Annotated in this window: 23 protein-coding genes; all 23 read left to right on the forward strand. The window is 63.3% G+C overall.

The features are described from left to right. Positions 1 to 7 precede the first annotated feature (7 nt). The 23 genes from Q0602_RS19915 (at position 8) to Q0602_RS20025 (ending at position 13,492) form a co-directional block, all read left to right on the forward strand. Positions 8 to 1,486: a hypothetical protein gene (locus Q0602_RS19915; protein ID WP_298847237.1), complete on the forward strand. Its 1,479-nt coding sequence runs from the start codon at positions 8 to 10 to the stop codon at positions 1,484 to 1,486. Next, positions 1,483 to 1,746 (forward strand): hypothetical protein, encoded by a 264-nt coding sequence (locus tag Q0602_RS19920; RefSeq protein WP_298847239.1) that lies wholly within the window; start codon positions 1,483 to 1,485, stop codon positions 1,744 to 1,746. The genes Q0602_RS19915 and Q0602_RS19920 overlap by 4 nt, the downstream gene beginning before the upstream one ends. A 25-nt stretch (positions 1,747 to 1,771) precedes the next feature. Beyond that, entirely contained in the window at positions 1,772 to 2,098 is a 327-nt protein-coding gene (locus Q0602_RS19925; protein WP_298847241.1) for a hypothetical protein, read from the forward strand. A 13-nt stretch (positions 2,099 to 2,111) separates the two neighbouring features. Then, complete coding sequence (locus Q0602_RS19930) at positions 2,112 to 2,276, forward strand: hypothetical protein (RefSeq protein ID WP_298847244.1); 165 nt, start codon at positions 2,112 to 2,114, stop codon at positions 2,274 to 2,276. After that, positions 2,273 to 2,887, forward strand: coding sequence for a hypothetical protein (locus tag Q0602_RS19935; RefSeq protein ID WP_298847248.1), 615 nt, complete (start codon positions 2,273 to 2,275; stop codon positions 2,885 to 2,887). The genes Q0602_RS19930 and Q0602_RS19935 overlap by 4 nt, the downstream gene beginning before the upstream one ends. Beyond that, entirely contained in the window at positions 2,887 to 3,381 is a 495-nt protein-coding gene (locus Q0602_RS19940; protein ID WP_298847250.1) for a hypothetical protein, read from the forward strand. The genes Q0602_RS19935 and Q0602_RS19940 overlap by 1 nt, the downstream gene beginning before the upstream one ends. Further along, positions 3,378 to 3,710, forward strand: a complete 333-nt coding sequence (locus Q0602_RS19945; protein ID WP_298847253.1) for a hypothetical protein — start codon at positions 3,378 to 3,380, stop codon at positions 3,708 to 3,710. Before Q0602_RS19940 ends, Q0602_RS19945 begins: the two co-directional genes overlap by 4 nt. 98 nt (positions 3,711 to 3,808) lie before the next feature. Then, positions 3,809 to 4,057, forward strand: a complete 249-nt coding sequence (locus tag Q0602_RS19950; protein ID WP_298847256.1) for a hypothetical protein — start codon at positions 3,809 to 3,811, stop codon at positions 4,055 to 4,057. Positions 4,058 to 4,071: 14 nt separating this feature from the next. Continuing rightward, on the forward strand, positions 4,072 to 4,341 hold the full coding sequence (locus Q0602_RS19955; protein WP_298847259.1) for a hypothetical protein: 270 nt from the start codon (positions 4,072 to 4,074) through the stop codon (positions 4,339 to 4,341). A 43-nt stretch (positions 4,342 to 4,384) separates the two neighbouring features. Beyond that, on the forward strand, positions 4,385 to 4,786 hold the full coding sequence (locus tag Q0602_RS19960) for a hypothetical protein (protein ID WP_298847262.1): 402 nt from the start codon (positions 4,385 to 4,387) through the stop codon (positions 4,784 to 4,786). Between the two features lie 25 nt (positions 4,787 to 4,811). Beyond that, a complete protein-coding gene (locus tag Q0602_RS19965) occupies positions 4,812 to 5,180 on the forward strand; it encodes a hypothetical protein (RefSeq protein ID WP_298847266.1) in 369 nt (122 codons plus the stop codon). 13 nt (positions 5,181 to 5,193) lie between these two features. Next, on the forward strand, positions 5,194 to 5,544 hold the full coding sequence (locus Q0602_RS19970; protein ID WP_298847270.1) for a hypothetical protein: 351 nt from the start codon (positions 5,194 to 5,196) through the stop codon (positions 5,542 to 5,544). Positions 5,545 to 5,580: 36 nt separating this feature from the next. After that, the gene (locus Q0602_RS19975) at positions 5,581 to 6,261 is read left to right on the forward strand and encodes a hypothetical protein (protein WP_298847272.1); all 681 of its coding nucleotides are present in this window, start codon (positions 5,581 to 5,583) and stop codon (positions 6,259 to 6,261) included. Beyond that, positions 6,258 to 6,554 (forward strand): hypothetical protein, encoded by a 297-nt coding sequence (locus tag Q0602_RS19980; RefSeq protein ID WP_298847274.1) that lies wholly within the window; start codon positions 6,258 to 6,260, stop codon positions 6,552 to 6,554. Before Q0602_RS19975 ends, Q0602_RS19980 begins: the two co-directional genes overlap by 4 nt. Positions 6,555 to 6,565: 11 nt before the next feature. Further along, positions 6,566 to 7,006: a hypothetical protein gene (locus Q0602_RS19985; protein ID WP_298847276.1), complete on the forward strand. Its 441-nt coding sequence runs from the start codon at positions 6,566 to 6,568 to the stop codon at positions 7,004 to 7,006. A gap of 109 nt (positions 7,007 to 7,115) precedes the next feature. Then, the gene (locus Q0602_RS19990; RefSeq protein ID WP_298847279.1) at positions 7,116 to 7,757 is read left to right on the forward strand and encodes an alpha-ketoglutarate-dependent dioxygenase AlkB; all 642 of its coding nucleotides are present in this window, start codon (positions 7,116 to 7,118) and stop codon (positions 7,755 to 7,757) included. 88 nt (positions 7,758 to 7,845) lie between these two features. Further along, on the forward strand, positions 7,846 to 8,490 hold the full coding sequence (locus Q0602_RS19995; protein WP_298847281.1) for a hypothetical protein: 645 nt from the start codon (positions 7,846 to 7,848) through the stop codon (positions 8,488 to 8,490). A 39-nt stretch (positions 8,491 to 8,529) separates the two neighbouring features. Next, the gene (locus tag Q0602_RS20000) at positions 8,530 to 9,828 is read left to right on the forward strand and encodes a hypothetical protein (RefSeq protein ID WP_298847284.1); all 1,299 of its coding nucleotides are present in this window, start codon (positions 8,530 to 8,532) and stop codon (positions 9,826 to 9,828) included. A gap of 55 nt (positions 9,829 to 9,883) precedes the next feature. Further along, entirely contained in the window at positions 9,884 to 11,530 is a 1,647-nt protein-coding gene (locus Q0602_RS20005) for a DEAD/DEAH box helicase (RefSeq protein ID WP_298847287.1), read from the forward strand. 34 nt (positions 11,531 to 11,564) lie between these two features. Beyond that, on the forward strand, positions 11,565 to 11,939 hold the full coding sequence (locus Q0602_RS20010) for a hypothetical protein (protein ID WP_298847290.1): 375 nt from the start codon (positions 11,565 to 11,567) through the stop codon (positions 11,937 to 11,939). Between the two features lie 24 nt (positions 11,940 to 11,963). Then, positions 11,964 to 12,368: a hypothetical protein gene (locus Q0602_RS20015; protein WP_298847293.1), complete on the forward strand. Its 405-nt coding sequence runs from the start codon at positions 11,964 to 11,966 to the stop codon at positions 12,366 to 12,368. A 54-nt stretch (positions 12,369 to 12,422) separates the two neighbouring features. Then, complete coding sequence (locus Q0602_RS20020) at positions 12,423 to 13,004, forward strand: hypothetical protein (RefSeq protein ID WP_298847296.1); 582 nt, start codon at positions 12,423 to 12,425, stop codon at positions 13,002 to 13,004. Between the two features lie 17 nt (positions 13,005 to 13,021). Beyond that, positions 13,022 to 13,492 (forward strand): hypothetical protein, encoded by a 471-nt coding sequence (locus Q0602_RS20025; protein ID WP_298847298.1) that lies wholly within the window; start codon positions 13,022 to 13,024, stop codon positions 13,490 to 13,492. Positions 13,493 to 13,522 lie beyond the last annotated feature (30 nt).

The following is a 13,522-nucleotide window of genomic DNA, read 5'->3' on the forward strand; positions in this document are numbered from 1 at the left end:
AAAAGCCATGCGCAAGCGCCGTCTACGCTCCCTGATCCCGGGGACGCGCAACACCGCACCCACGCAGCAGGGCCAGGACGAGGGCATGATGACCCGTCTGCGGCAGCTGCTCGTCGGCATGACCCAGATGGGTGCCCAGTCGGCCGAGGACCGTGATGTCCGCAATCTCGTCGTAGGTGCTGCGCGCCTCGCGCGTTCGCCTGGCAAGCTCAAGGCCGCCATCCAGGGCATGGCAGAGACCGGCAAGGCCCAGGTCGAGGAGGCGTCCACGTGGATGACCCACGAGGACATCGCCGAAGGCAAGCCCGGACGCTTCGATGCCTGCGACCTCAGGAACTGGCTCGCCATCGCTGACAAGGCCGGCGTCGAAGCCATCCCTGCGCGCCAGATCGCATCCTTCTCGGCCGAGGAATACGGAGAGCTCGTCGGCGTCTACGGTCTTGATCGCGACAACCCGCGCATCAAGCGCACCCTCGATGCGATCCGCAAGGGCGTCGAGACCGACTACACCGCCGAGGAGATGGAAGAGGCACGCGCCGCGGTCGAAGAGACCAAGGCCGTGCGGACGGACACGGAGGTCCTCATGGACCGCCTGCACGGCGCCATGGACGACGTTCCCGAAGGCTGGATGGTCCGCTCGAGCGTGTGCGGCGGCGAGAACCTCAAGGCGCTCGCAGGCTGCGGCGTCACCGAGACCTTCATCCCCGAGGTCAGGTTCGGCCCCGATCTCGAAGTCGGGCCCGGCTGGGTGCGCACCGGCAACCGCCGCCGGATCGACATCCAGGACAAGCGCACGATGCAGCTCTACGTCCGCAACGACACGGTGGACATCGCCTTCCTCGCCCGACCGTGGGTCGTCGCCAGCCGCTGGCTGGAAGGGCGCGATCCGCACCGTGCCGGCACGCCGATCGACATCCCCGGCACCTGGCCCGCCGAGTGGCGCGCCTTCGTGCGTGCAGGCAAAGTCGTGGGCGTCTCCTCCTACTACGCCTGGGCAGGCCGGATCGACGCCGAATCGGCCCGCATGGCAATCCGGGTCCGCGATCTCGCCCAGACGATGGTCGATGCGGCTCTCGAACAGGGTCTCCTCGCGCGGTCGATGGACGACGTGCTGATGCGGCGCTCGTCCCCGCGCCACGCGAAGGCGCTGGAAGCCATGGGCTTCATGGACGGCGACTTCGACGCGACGATCGACTTCATCGAGGCCGAACAGGGCCTGCTGATGCTCGAGGCCGGGCCCGGTTGCGGCCCGTTCGGTTCAGGCCATCCCTGCGGCTTCGCCGGCGACTACCGTTCGATCCACGAGGATCTGGGCGATGGTCACGGCGAGCAGGAACTGCGCTGGATGCCCTGCGAAGGCGTCGCCTTCCGCTCGATGGACCACATCCTCATAGGAGAACCGAAGGGCTGGGAGACGGGCGACAAGGACAATGCCATCCTCAGCTGGGACGAGGCGGTAGAGATAGCCTCACAGGACGGAAAATGAACACCATCAACCAGGTCAGCCAGCAGACCATCACAATCCTGATCTGCCTGACGTTGACGATCGTCGCACTCATTGTGACCACGGTCATCGTGGAACACGAGACACTTCCGGTGCTCGGTGCATGCTTCGCCGGTCCCATCGTCTCGCTGCGCGGGTTCGCCTATCTCAAGACGGGCGATACGAGGAAGGGCTGGATGCAGATGGCGAGCGGCGCAGTCATCCTGGCCATCCTCGGTGCGCGTCTGGGAGGAATCCTGTGATACACGATATTGAAGGAAAACGGCCATGAAGACCGATGGACAGCACTTCGCGAACCGCATGCAGGCGACGCTCGAGGAGGCCGGCCTCCATCCCATCAAGGCGGCCTACGTGCGGGATCGCATCATCGAGACCGCCGAAGCCAAGGGATGGCCGGAAGTATCGCGCGATGCACGCGCGAGGATCTCCTGCTTCAGCGTCGAGATGCAGAGCGTCTTCGTCGATGACGACGGCATCGCCGTCCTCCACACCGGGATCAACCGGGCGCATCAGCCGCTCTTGAAGGTGGAGAACTTCGGTCGTCCGCAGGCTCCTCGCCAGATCGTCCGAACGATCGTCCGAAGGGCCGCCTGACAAGGAGGAAAACATGAGCGCACGCTACCGGAAATTCAACGACGGGTCGCACAACAGCTCGACCTACCACAAGAAGGACGGCACGCCCGTCAGGGCCATCCTGAAGCGCGAAGCGGACCAGGAAGTCGACACCGAGCTGCGCGAAGGCGAAACTCAGAAACCGAGGAAAAAGCCATGAACCTGCCCACCATCGAGATCACGCAGCCCGAGCTGCCCAGTCCGCTGCCGACCGAGCACCAGGCCCTGATGAACGTCTTCTACGATCACTGGAAGACGCTGTCGGCGAAGGTCCGCGAAAACAACGCCGCCCTTCAGGAAGGCTGCTGCGACATCTTCGTCAATCCCAACGTCGAAGGCATGATGCGCGGCCCGCACCAGTCCGAGATCGCAGCGGTGATGCCGCCGAAGGTCAACGCCGCTGTCATCCTCGGCAACATGCACTACCAGATCGGCAACGGCGGCTGGGCACAATACGACGGCAACGGCTATTCCAATTCGGTCGATGCCGCCCGCGCGCTCTACGAAGGAGCAGCGAACGTCGGAATCGATGACGCCGACAAGGTCGTCGCGCTCATCGACGAGTTCAAGAAGCGCAAGGGCGAATCGAAACAGCCAGGCGGCTACTACGGCGATGATGACGACGACTACGATGACGGCGACATCTACGACGACCTCGACACGCGCTACTACGAGATCGAAGGCGAAGCGCTGATGCAGTCCATGCTCGACCGCTTCGAGGAGATCACCTCCTACTCGTTCATGACGGGCGCCTACCGAAAGGCGGCCTGATGCCGCTGCTCGACCCCGTCTCCTCCTGGCTGCTCCGACGCGCCGCGAAGAGACGGGACGAGGGCTATGATGCCCTCATCGCCATGATCGACGCCATACCCGATGACGGATGCACTGCACCGGACTGGACCTCGGATGTCCAGTATGTCGGAGATGATCTCCACACCGTCAATCTGCGGCCGACCGGCAACGACGGTCGGTCAGACGTAACGGTCCTCGTCCAGTTCACACGGCCGGGCGTCCAGATCAGCATGTCCGAGATACTCGTCAGGCTTCCACCGGAAGTTCTGCTCCTGCAGATGAGGAAGGATCTCGAGCAGAATCGGCTGACAGCCGACATGCTCGTTGATGGAGGCTTCCCTCCGATCCAGGTGAGTGCGATGCACGAGGAGCGGGGGATGGTGTCTTGCACCCTCGATCCGCATTGGAGCGCAGCGGAGCATATGACCCAGTGGACGGATCTGCGCAACGAACTGGAGGCAATACGAGCATGACCAGACTCACGATCAAAGGACAGGCCATCCAGGTCGACCTCCATGCGGAGGGCGGGACGGGAGCCAGCACGCAGGAGATCGACGCCTTCCTCGAGGAGGGCAGGGGCGGCTTCACGATCGAACAGCTCCAGGACGCCTTCGACACCGTGAAGGATCGGGAGCACTGGAAGAATCCGATCGACGCCGTCATCGACGCCGGTCAACGGGAAGTCCTCTCACGCGCGATACCCTGGTACACAGGAACGGAAGCGGAATTCCACGCCATCGAAGGCGATCCCTGCAAGCTGCGTGTGACAGCGCCCGGCTACTTCGCCGGCCCCTGCAACTGAAGGAGGGTGCCATTCGGCACCCTTTTTTTGCATCCACATCCGCCACGGGCGAGACGCATGGACGATTCGGGTGAACAGTCATCCGAGAGGAAAATCCGATGCGAAGCCTAGTCACGATCCGCGGGCAGCGACTGCCGCTCGCGCGCCCCCGTTGCCGTCTCGTCCCGGCCAATGACGGACGGGACATACTCCGGGCCTCGTTGCATGAACTGCGTGAGCGCGAAAGGACGATCCTCGCCGACATCGCATGCGGCGACATCGAGGAGCGCAGGGCGTGGCAGGACCTCGCCGTCGTGCGCAGGTCCATCCTCGCTTGCGGTGGCCGCGGCATTCTGCGGGTCGCATGAGCAAGGACACGGACATGAAAGAACCCAATCAGCCGACGAAGACCTATCTCTGGCACATCGATCATAACATGCGGCATCTTCCAGAAGGCATGGACCGCGCCGAGGTGATTCGTGAAGCGATGCGCCGTCACGCGCTTCGCGATAATCCGCGAGAAACAGCCCGCGAGAACGCAATACGCATGATCCTGATCAACCTGATGCACGCAGAGAAATCACCTGAAGTCGATATCGACGATCTCTTCCTGCGCGCCCTACGGGCCGAGAAGGCAGAGAAGGTTTCCTGAAAAATCAATTCAGCTGAACAATTCATCCGAGAGGAAAACGGTCATGAGCAACTACGACAACATCCCCGCCAACCTGGCCGCGATCCTCAACGGCAACTTCGACCAAGAGCCCGTCGTAGTGGCCGACCCCAACGAGCCCACCGACGAGCAGCGCAAGCTCTCGGACGAGCTGGTCGACATGCTGTCGGACCTCTACGCGGCCGAAGGCGAGGACAAGACCCTCCTGAACGCGGAATACGACGCCAAGAAGGCGCGCATCCTCGCCATCAACCCGAACGTCCACGCCGGGATCGCCGATCCGGACGGATACGAGTTCTACCACAACATCCACAAGTCGGAATACGGCTTCCGTCCCCGCGGTCACATCACCTGCCAGGAGATGCGGGCGGATATCGAACGGATAGCCAGAACGGCCGAGAACATCCGCGTCGAAGAAGCGGCCTGAAACCATTCTCCGAAAGGAAAAACCCATGAAAGACCGCATCACCCGGGCCAAAGCCCTGCTAGACCTCGCCTCGATGGTCTCGAAGGACGCCGATGTCGGCGTCCTGTTCGTGCGCAACGGACCCAACGGCGTCCTGTCCGCCAGCTGCGCCTCGATCCTCGAGATGCAGTATCGCCTTGAGGGAGAGGACGACTCGAAGCGACCGGCAGTCATCCAGTTCATCACCAGCCTCGACGCGCAGGGCAGCTTTCTGCTCTCGAACACCGTCCAGGACGCGGCGAAGGGCAGCGTCGTCATCATGCAGAGTGCGCAGGTCGAACAGGACGCCGACATCGCACGCGGCCTGCTTGCCGATTGCGGGCGGAACGTGCTCGTCGCCACCTGCCATTCCTGATCGGAGACCATCCATGAAATACCGCGTCACTCCCTTCTGTCTGGGCCGCTCCATCCTGATGACCGATGCCATGGCATCCCTGGCCCGCGAGGATCGCCACACCGTCCAGGCGCTCCGCAGCTATGACGAGCGCCCGACCATCGAAGCCGATGTCGAGGACGCCCATGCCGCATGCGAGCGGGCGTGGGGCGCATACCAGAACATCGACGAGGACCAGCAGTGTCCGGACGGCGGTCGCTCGCTGATGGTCGGCGACATGGCCCGCGTCGAATGCGGGAGCACCGTCAGCTGGTGGATCTGCTGCTCGATCGGCTGGACCGAGACCGTGGCGCCCGGCAACGATCCTCAGTGCATAGAAGGCTGAAGCCTTCCACCCAATCCGATCCGAAAAGGCATCCACATGACCAAGAAGCTCACCGACACACTCTTCGCCGCCCTTGTGAACGAGGACAAGGTCGCGATCGTATCCGTAAAGACCAATCCGGGCCTCGGCACCTGTCATCTCATCAAGGAATTCGCGAAGAGCGAAGACCTCTCCCTCATCGACATCCGGACCCCGGTTCTCGATGGACTTGATTTCGTCAAGATCGTGAACGAAGACGAAACGATAACCGATATGGGCTACCCTCCTGTCCGCGACCACCTCATGAGCGACGAACCCGTCGTCGTCCTGATCGACGAAGTCGCGGACTACACGTTCGACAAGGTCCAGCGGCTGATCACACAGATCTTCGACCAAGCACAAGGCAAGGTGCTCGTCGTCCTCGTCGGCCTCATGAGCGGCGGCGATCTTCCGGACGAGCTGAAGCAGAAGTTCCCCATCACCGAGGCCGAGCCGATCGACGGGGCGGAGTTCTTCGTCGAGTATCTGCGGGAGCAGAAGAAGTCCGATGTCCACCTGAAGGTGGCGGACTTCGTCGAGGAGAACGGCCTCTCGGGTGCCAACCCTCACCAGTGGCAGCTCTTCGCCCTCACGCAGGACATGGGCCTCGAACACGCCGCAGCCTGCGGTCTCGGGGACCTGGACCTCGCCAGGCGCTTCGTCGAATGGGAGCCCGGCCAGGGGAAGACCGCGCAATGATCCATCGGAAGGTCCTCGATCTCGTCGAGACCGGGGACCTCGCTGCAAGCGACCTGCTCGAGATGCTGAGGCCGGTCATCCTCACCGGAGACGCCGAGGTCCAGCTCGACGTGCAGGAGAGCCTGCGCGGCGCCGTGGGCATCTGCATGCGCGACCGCACCGAGGGCATGCATCCCTATGTCCATGTCCTTCGCCGCTGCGCCGAGATGATGAGCGACGAGACGGCCTCGGCGAAGACGCACGTCCTGGCGGACGTGATGGCGACCGGATACCGGCCGACAGGCGCACCTTAGGAGAACGCACCATGCTGATTACTCCTCTCGATGAGCGCCTGCGCCAGAAGGGCGGACCGCATCTCGCCCGCTGGCTGTCCTCCGTCGAACGCGCAAGGGAGCTCGAAGCGGAAGGGCATCTCTTCCATGGCACGACATCGCAAGCCGGCCGGGCGATCCTCGAGGAAGGGTTCAAGCCCCGCCGCGAAGGCTTCGCCTTCCATGTCTACTGGGGACCGCTCTCCTATGCGCTCTCGTTCGCAGACAGGGGATGGAACGAGCCGGCACTCCTCGCCGCCCCGCTCGAAGCCGTCCTCACATCCGGCACGCCATTGCCGATGACCTCCGAGGACCGCCAGATGGAAGGAGAACCGGAGCTGTCCACATGGCGGGAATCCATAGCCGAATCAGGATGCATGCGCATCCATGAGGGAAGACGCGTAGAAGGTCTCATCCTGCTCTCGCATCTATAGGGATGCGGGAACGAAGGAAAATCCGTAACCTGTTTATGAGCGGAAAGAAGGATGACGATCCCCTTTCCAGCAAGATGGTGGAATTCCACCAGAAGAAGGAAAACAGGAAATGCTCAAGGCACTCGGCTCCAGCCTCCCCCTCGACCTGAAGGACGACGGCCTCACGGATCTCGGCCTCCCCGGCGCGACGGTCGAGCTGCAACGCGGCTTCATCGCCGCCGACAGCTGCGACCAGATACTCGAACGGCTCACAGAGACGATCGAGTGGGAGCAGCGCGACGTGGTCGTGCGCGGCAACACCTACAAGCAGCCCCGCCTCGTGGCGTGGTACGGCACGGGTGCCTACACCTACTCGGGCATGACCCTCGAGCCGAAGCCCCTCACCCGGCTGCTGCAGCGCCTCCAGGAGAAGGTCGAGGAAGCCACCGGGAAGAGTTACAACTCGGTGCTCCTCAATCGCTACGTGGCGGGCCAGAACCACGGCATCGGCCACCACAGCGACAACGAGCCTGAACTCGGCCGGGAGCCGACGATCGCGATGCTCACCTTCGGTGAAGGACGCGAGCTCGAGTTCAAGCCGAAGAACTGGCTGATCTCGCGGCACCCGGACGCGGCCACCAGACGGATCGAGACGCCCGCCGGCAGCCTGCTGGTGATGCGCGGCCTCACCCAGAAGAACTGGACGCACGGCGTGCCCAAGCGCCGCGGTCAGCGGGACCGGATCACGCTGACCTTCCGCACGATCGACTGAGCGCGCGGACCCGATGAAACGACAGAGCAGGGCCGGTGGAACCATCCACCGGCCCTGCTCGCGTCACAGCATATAAAAAGGATCTTCAATGCACGACATCTTCGGCAACGACTACGAGCCTCTCTATGCCCGCATCGAGCAGGGCCACAGCGGACGGCTTATCGCCAAGATCGAACTTCCCAACGGAAACGAACAGATCTGCTTCTTGGATAAGGGCGAAGCCGTTGAAGTCGGAGACGAGGTTGAAGTGATGATCACCGGAGTCGTCCATCCCATGAGGAACGGACGCCGAGACAGGCGCCGCGTTATCGCGCTGACCATCAGGACCATCACCGAAGACGACGTGCTCATGGGCATCAGGGGTTTCGTTAAGCCCAACGACCGCGATCCAGCAACATCGCTCGCATTCGAGAACGATGGGCAGATGATCACTCAGTCGACCGCTACAGCGACGCTCGATCTCTATTCGTGCCGGCCGCTCAGCATGGGATGCGCGCGATTGACCCGGGTCCTGACCCCAGGGCGGACTGGAGCGCACTACATCCGCAACGGATCCAACCGGTTCCGCGAAGGAAGCGAACAGTTGGCAGGCGCAACGAATGTCTGGGCCAGTCGCAGGACGGTTACGGCACCAGGACGACGACCGGTAGCGATCGAAGGCCTGACCAGGGTCGAGGATCTCGATGTGTTCGACCTGCTTGAAGGGCGGCCACCGATTAAGAAGGCTGCCTGACTAGGTCAGTCTCCGAGACATCCGCAGGAAGGAAAATCCATGCCGTTCAAGGACATCTATCCGTTCGAGGACTTCGCTCCCATCGCCGACGTCGCCTGGTGGCGCACGAACGACTTCAGCGGCTCGGACTACAGCAGCGACGCCTACAAAGCCGCGCAGGCCGCCGATCAGGCCGACGGCGAACGCTACAAGGCGCACAAGACGCTGTTCTGCGAACGCATCCGCACACATCTCGACGGCCTTCTCGCCGAAGGACGTCTGGCGCCCATCGCCGGCATCGGGGGACGGAGCATCTCCTTCGCCAGTGCATGGAACGCCTACGTCGCCGGACAGGAGCCGGGCAACATCGACGAGGAATACGCCCGCAAGTGGATGTTCCAGGAATTCCAGCGTATCCTGACGCGTCATGTCGTCGGGATCGACACGGAGCGCTACAAGCGCAAGCGCGAGGAAGGATACGTCCCCGGCACGCACGAGACTCCGACCGAAGAGCAGGCCCGCGCTGCATGGGAGGCGCTCTGCGAGGACGTCGATGCCGGCGCATCGGACTACTCGTGGGACATCGAGGTCCAGGATTCCGTCACGGGTGATCGCTGCCGGGTGTTCTTCGAGAACTGGATTCCGAAGCTAATGCGCTACAACGAGGAACACCAGCTCGTCGAGGTCCAGGACGTGGCTCCGCTCGAACTCGTCACCGCCCGCTTCGAGGTCCCGACGGGCAAGCTGATGCTGACGGACACCCTGCGCATCGAGAGCTTCAACGAGGGCACGGACTTCGAACCGGAACGTGACTATCGCGAGCTCGATCTCAACAGCGCGCTGGGACGGACCAAGCGCATCTCGGCGCATGCTGCCGAGCACGACATCGCCTATACGCGGACGACCAACACCAGCGTCGCCGTCTACCGCGATGCGCAAGGCCGCCTGATGGCGGCCGAACGCTGGGGCAGCGACGAAGACGGGAATGATCTTCCCGAAGGGCCACATGGCGCCATCCTCGTCGAAGGATGGGAATGCGTCGGCACGTTCTCCTGCGATGTCTGGGCCACCTTCGCCTTCGACCGGGCGACCGCCATCGCGCGGATGACCGCGGGCGGTGAGAAGGACGCCGAGGCCGAGCTGGAACGCTATCTCGCCATGGCAGACACCACGCCTGCTCCGGACGACCACAAAGGTCATCACGAGGCCTGCTATGCGCGCAACATCGTCCATCTCGACGTGGATCCGGGCACATGGGAGATCCATGCGGGCGAGGAATTCAACGAGAAGGTCGACCGCGTGGCATTAGGCATCCCCGACGGGGTCGAACCGTGGTGCATCCTGAGCAAGGCCGCCTGAGAAGCGGGAGAAGGCACACCTGCGGGTGAACGGAAAAGACGGATAGGAGGACGACATGATGGCCACGGGACTCACGCCGATGAAGACGCCGCACGCCATCCAGATCGCCTGCCTCGAAGGCATGGACGCCAAGCTCGAGGAGACGAACGAACTCCTCGTCATCATGCCGACCGGTGCCGGAAAGACCTGGACGATGGGATTCCACCTCGCCCATCACATGCCGCGGATCATGATGCCCCACGTCCTAGTGCTGCAGGACCGCCGCAAGGTGCTGAAGCAGAACCGCGAGACGATCTCCGAGGCCACCGCCGGGATCATGGCCAAGACCTCCCTCGTCATGGGACGGCACAACGACTGGTCGGGAGACATCGTCTTCGGGTCGGCGGCGACACTGGCGCGGCCGAAACGCCTGAAGTCCATGCCATTCCTCACCCATATCCTCGTCGACGAGGCGCACCACATGGGAGCGGCAGGCTTCAAGCGTCTCATCGCGCATGCTCGCGCAATCAATCCCGATATCAAGATCCTCAAGTTCACCGCCACGCCCAACCGGGCCGACGGCGACCCCATCGCCACCGAGGACGAGATCGCCTACCAGGTGACCTATGCCGAGTGCATCGACGCAGGCATCCTCGTGCCGGTGCGAACCATGACCATCGATCTCGGCCTCCGGAAGGACTTCGAGGAGATCGACCTCGGTGCCGACGAGCACGACATAACGGCGACGCTCGGAACCCTCCTCAACAAGAAGATCCACCATCAGTCGGTCGTCGACCACTGGATCGACCAGGGCGGACCCGAACGCAACCGCACGGTCGCCTTCTGCCCGACCATCGAGCACGCCGTCGCGCTGACCGAGCAGTTCGATGCGAACGGATACCGCGCCGCCTGCGTCCACAGCGAGATGGACGAGAACGAGGTCGATTCGATCCTGGCCCGCTATGATGCGGGCCACTACGACGTCCTGATGAACGTGATGATGCTCACGGAAGGCTGGGACAGCCCCGAGACCGACTGCATCATCAATCTGCGCATGATGGTCGCCGAGCTCACCTTCCTCCAGGCCGTGGGCCGCGGCATGCGAGCCGCGTCCGGCAAGGAGGACTGCCTCCTGCTCGACTTCACCGGCGCCGCGGTGCGACACGGATCGATCGAGACGCGCGTGCTGGCCGAGCGCGAAGCAAGCGTGCGGACGCAGACCCACGCCCATCCGGCGAACGACAACGACGAGTTCCACCGTGACCGCAAGCCGCCGGAGGTCATCCGCGAGTTCGCGATGCGCGAGATCGACATCATGCGCCAGTCGAAGCCCCGCTTCATCGAGGTCCCCGGCAAGATACCCGTCATGATCGGGATGTGCCGCGACCATTGGGCCGGCGTCGCCTGCATCGAGGGCATGTGGCACACCGTCACGCGCCGGTTCGGCGATGACATCCACATGACCGCCTGCACGACCGCCAACGAGGCGATGGTGATGGCCGACAGGTTCCTGCTCTCCCTGGGCGATCCGCGCCGCAATTTCGAGATGCAGCCGGTCACCTTCAAGCAGGAGCGCCTCCTGACACGCTACATCATCACCGACCCGGACGCGCGCAAGAGCCGCTACCATGCCGCATGCTTCATCGCCGAAGCGCAGGCCAGAGCCGCCATGCGCAATGCCTTCCACCGCAACGGTTACACGCCGAAGCGCAAGGTCGCATGATTCCTGCGTAAGGAGTCTTGCCCTTGTAACACGATTGCGTCATCTTCCCTCGATGCAGCGCTATCCCGAAGCAGACCTCACAGGGGAGATCATCAGGGCGGACCGTCATCCGACGATCCCGACCGTGACGGTCCTGCGCGTGCAGATGAATTCCGAGAACGAGAATGCCGTCACCCGGATCTACATCTTCGAACGAATTCTCGATGGCGTCGACATGGAAGGGCGCTGCCTCAGGGCAGATGTACTCGAACTCCCCCAGAACGACGTGGACTGCGATGACGGCAGCGCCCTCATCGCCATGGAATGGTGCATCCACGAGAAGGACGGAAAGACCGTCGAATGCTCTCCGGGCTGGTCCGACAACGAGACCGGTCGGCAATACATCAGAATAACACCTCCCCAGGTCTGATTCATCCAAGGAAGGAGAACCGCCATGCGCACCTACGCCGTGCGTGAAGGCCTTATCGCGCCCGCCGTCCTCGCGACGTTCGACGCCATGGTCGCCGATTTCCTGAAGATCCCGGATCTGGAGCCGAACCATGCCGTCTCCTGCCATGCGGTATGCCGTGCTCTCGCCTTCAAGCACGAGAGCACGACCTGTGTCGACGGATGGTTCAGCGCGGTCGGGCATGACCATTCATGGCTCGACATGGGCGGGGGGATCATCGCCGACATCTATCCGATCGGGGGAACGGGCCCTTTCCTCGTCGATGCATCCCACTGGATGATACCGTGGAACCGCCTCTACATCCCGCACCCCACCCTGCTCGACGAGGGAGGACGGGATCGAGCGCGCCACGATGCCGTGGCGCGAGAACTCTTCCAGCATCTCTCCTGAAGAGGAGATCATGAAACCCTTCGTGGAAGGGAAAATCAGACAGGAGACGCAGACATGCGCACCATCATCCTCATCGCCATGGCCGCCATGGCCTCCGCCTTCGCGCAGCCGGCATCGGCCCAGAGCGCGGGCGACATCCTGCGCGCCGTCGATTCGACGCGCTACAACAACTGCTCCTACGCGCGCGGCACTTATCAGGCCACCTGCCAGGTCCGCCGGGCCGAGCGCGTTCTTGAGATCTTCAACCCGCGCAACGGTCGGAGCCAGGCCGCGAGCGACCTGAATCGCCAGATCATGCAGATCCAGGCGCTGCAGCGCGCCTGCTCCGCAGGCGATCGCCATTCGTGCCAGCGGGTCGGCGGCATCACCACCCAGCAGATCACCGCCGCACGTGCGCTGATGGATGCATGCCGCAACGGAGACTCCTTCTCGTGCGACCGGGCTCGTGACGTCCTCGTGGGAACGGATCGTCACTATGCAGCTCCCCGCACTCGCGTCTCGCAGGAGCGCCCGGTGGCCCCGCGCAGCCAGGCGACACGGCTCTCGCCGACGCAGGCCCGCGTCGGCAACTGCATCGTCGACATCGACCCCGCCACCGGCATGCGCACGAGTGGTCCCTACGGCTGCACACGCTGAACACGGAGAAAGACGAAATGAGCTCCCGATCCGATCTCGACAAGGCCAAGGCCGACTTCAAGGACGCGAAGACGCAGGCGAAGGCCAGCTTCACCGTCAACACGGCCGCCATGCTGATCTACTTCGCCTACCGCATCCTCGGCGCGAACAAGCAGCACGCATGGAATCAGGCCAAGCTCCACACGGTCAACGCCGTGATGGACAAGACCGTCGAGAAGATCGGGATCATCGACCCGCGCCACAAGGGCAAGGACGGTATCCAGGCATACTTCACCGAGGGCGGCCCGCTCGACGGATGCTCGCGCTTCGTCGAGGAATGCGGGGGAGTCAATCTCAAGCAGGAGCACCCCGAGGAAGGCGACACGCGTCTCCATCACTATCTGCGCACCGACGAGAAGCGCGGACAGCAGACGGTGTTCCGCTACCTCGGTCTCCACCCCCCGGTGGACAGCGTGGAGATCTTCCGGCGGCCACAGCGGATCGACTGAGCACAGACGGGCGAGGGCAAGACAGATCCG

Origin of the sequence: uncultured Salinicola sp. (genome assembly GCF_937921195.1) — a bacterium.
Lineage (GTDB): Bacteria > Pseudomonadota > Gammaproteobacteria > Pseudomonadales > Halomonadaceae > Salinicola.

Bases quoted from the DNA above. Each gene is read 5' to 3' on its own strand.
- Q0602_RS19935 (WP_298847248.1), top strand. From the start codon at position 2,273: ATGAACCTGCCCACCATCGAGATCACGCAGCCCGAGCTGCCCAGTCCG.
- Q0602_RS20000 (WP_298847284.1), top strand. From the start codon at position 8,530: ATGCCGTTCAAGGACATCTATCCGTTCGAGGACTTCGCTCCCATCGCC.
- Q0602_RS19945 (WP_298847253.1), top strand. From the start codon at position 3,378: ATGACCAGACTCACGATCAAAGGACAGGCCATCCAGGTCGACCTCCAT.
- Q0602_RS19975 (WP_298847272.1), top strand. From the start codon at position 5,581: ATGACCAAGAAGCTCACCGACACACTCTTCGCCGCCCTTGTGAACGAG.
- Q0602_RS19915 (WP_298847237.1), top strand. From the start codon at position 8: ATGCGCAAGCGCCGTCTACGCTCCCTGATCCCGGGGACGCGCAACACC.
- Q0602_RS19980 (WP_298847274.1), top strand. From the start codon at position 6,258: ATGATCCATCGGAAGGTCCTCGATCTCGTCGAGACCGGGGACCTCGCT.
- Q0602_RS20015 (WP_298847293.1), top strand. From the start codon at position 11,964: ATGCGCACCTACGCCGTGCGTGAAGGCCTTATCGCGCCCGCCGTCCTC.
- Q0602_RS19925 (WP_298847241.1), top strand. From the start codon at position 1,772: ATGAAGACCGATGGACAGCACTTCGCGAACCGCATGCAGGCGACGCTC.
- Q0602_RS19990 (WP_298847279.1), top strand. From the start codon at position 7,116: ATGCTCAAGGCACTCGGCTCCAGCCTCCCCCTCGACCTGAAGGACGAC.
- Q0602_RS19940 (WP_298847250.1), top strand. From the start codon at position 2,887: ATGCCGCTGCTCGACCCCGTCTCCTCCTGGCTGCTCCGACGCGCCGCG.
- Q0602_RS19965 (WP_298847266.1), top strand. From the start codon at position 4,812: ATGAAAGACCGCATCACCCGGGCCAAAGCCCTGCTAGACCTCGCCTCG.
- Q0602_RS19995 (WP_298847281.1), top strand. From the start codon at position 7,846: ATGCACGACATCTTCGGCAACGACTACGAGCCTCTCTATGCCCGCATC.
- Q0602_RS20025 (WP_298847298.1), top strand. From the start codon at position 13,022: ATGAGCTCCCGATCCGATCTCGACAAGGCCAAGGCCGACTTCAAGGAC.
- Q0602_RS19950 (WP_298847256.1), top strand. From the start codon at position 3,809: ATGCGAAGCCTAGTCACGATCCGCGGGCAGCGACTGCCGCTCGCGCGC.
- Q0602_RS19970 (WP_298847270.1), top strand. From the start codon at position 5,194: ATGAAATACCGCGTCACTCCCTTCTGTCTGGGCCGCTCCATCCTGATG.
- Q0602_RS19955 (WP_298847259.1), top strand. From the start codon at position 4,072: ATGAAAGAACCCAATCAGCCGACGAAGACCTATCTCTGGCACATCGAT.
- Q0602_RS19985 (WP_298847276.1), top strand. From the start codon at position 6,566: ATGCTGATTACTCCTCTCGATGAGCGCCTGCGCCAGAAGGGCGGACCG.
- Q0602_RS19920 (WP_298847239.1), top strand. From the start codon at position 1,483: ATGAACACCATCAACCAGGTCAGCCAGCAGACCATCACAATCCTGATC.
- Q0602_RS19960 (WP_298847262.1), top strand. From the start codon at position 4,385: ATGAGCAACTACGACAACATCCCCGCCAACCTGGCCGCGATCCTCAAC.
- Q0602_RS20005 (WP_298847287.1), top strand. From the start codon at position 9,884: ATGATGGCCACGGGACTCACGCCGATGAAGACGCCGCACGCCATCCAG.
- Q0602_RS19930 (WP_298847244.1), top strand. From the start codon at position 2,112: ATGAGCGCACGCTACCGGAAATTCAACGACGGGTCGCACAACAGCTCG.
- Q0602_RS20020 (WP_298847296.1), top strand. From the start codon at position 12,423: ATGCGCACCATCATCCTCATCGCCATGGCCGCCATGGCCTCCGCCTTC.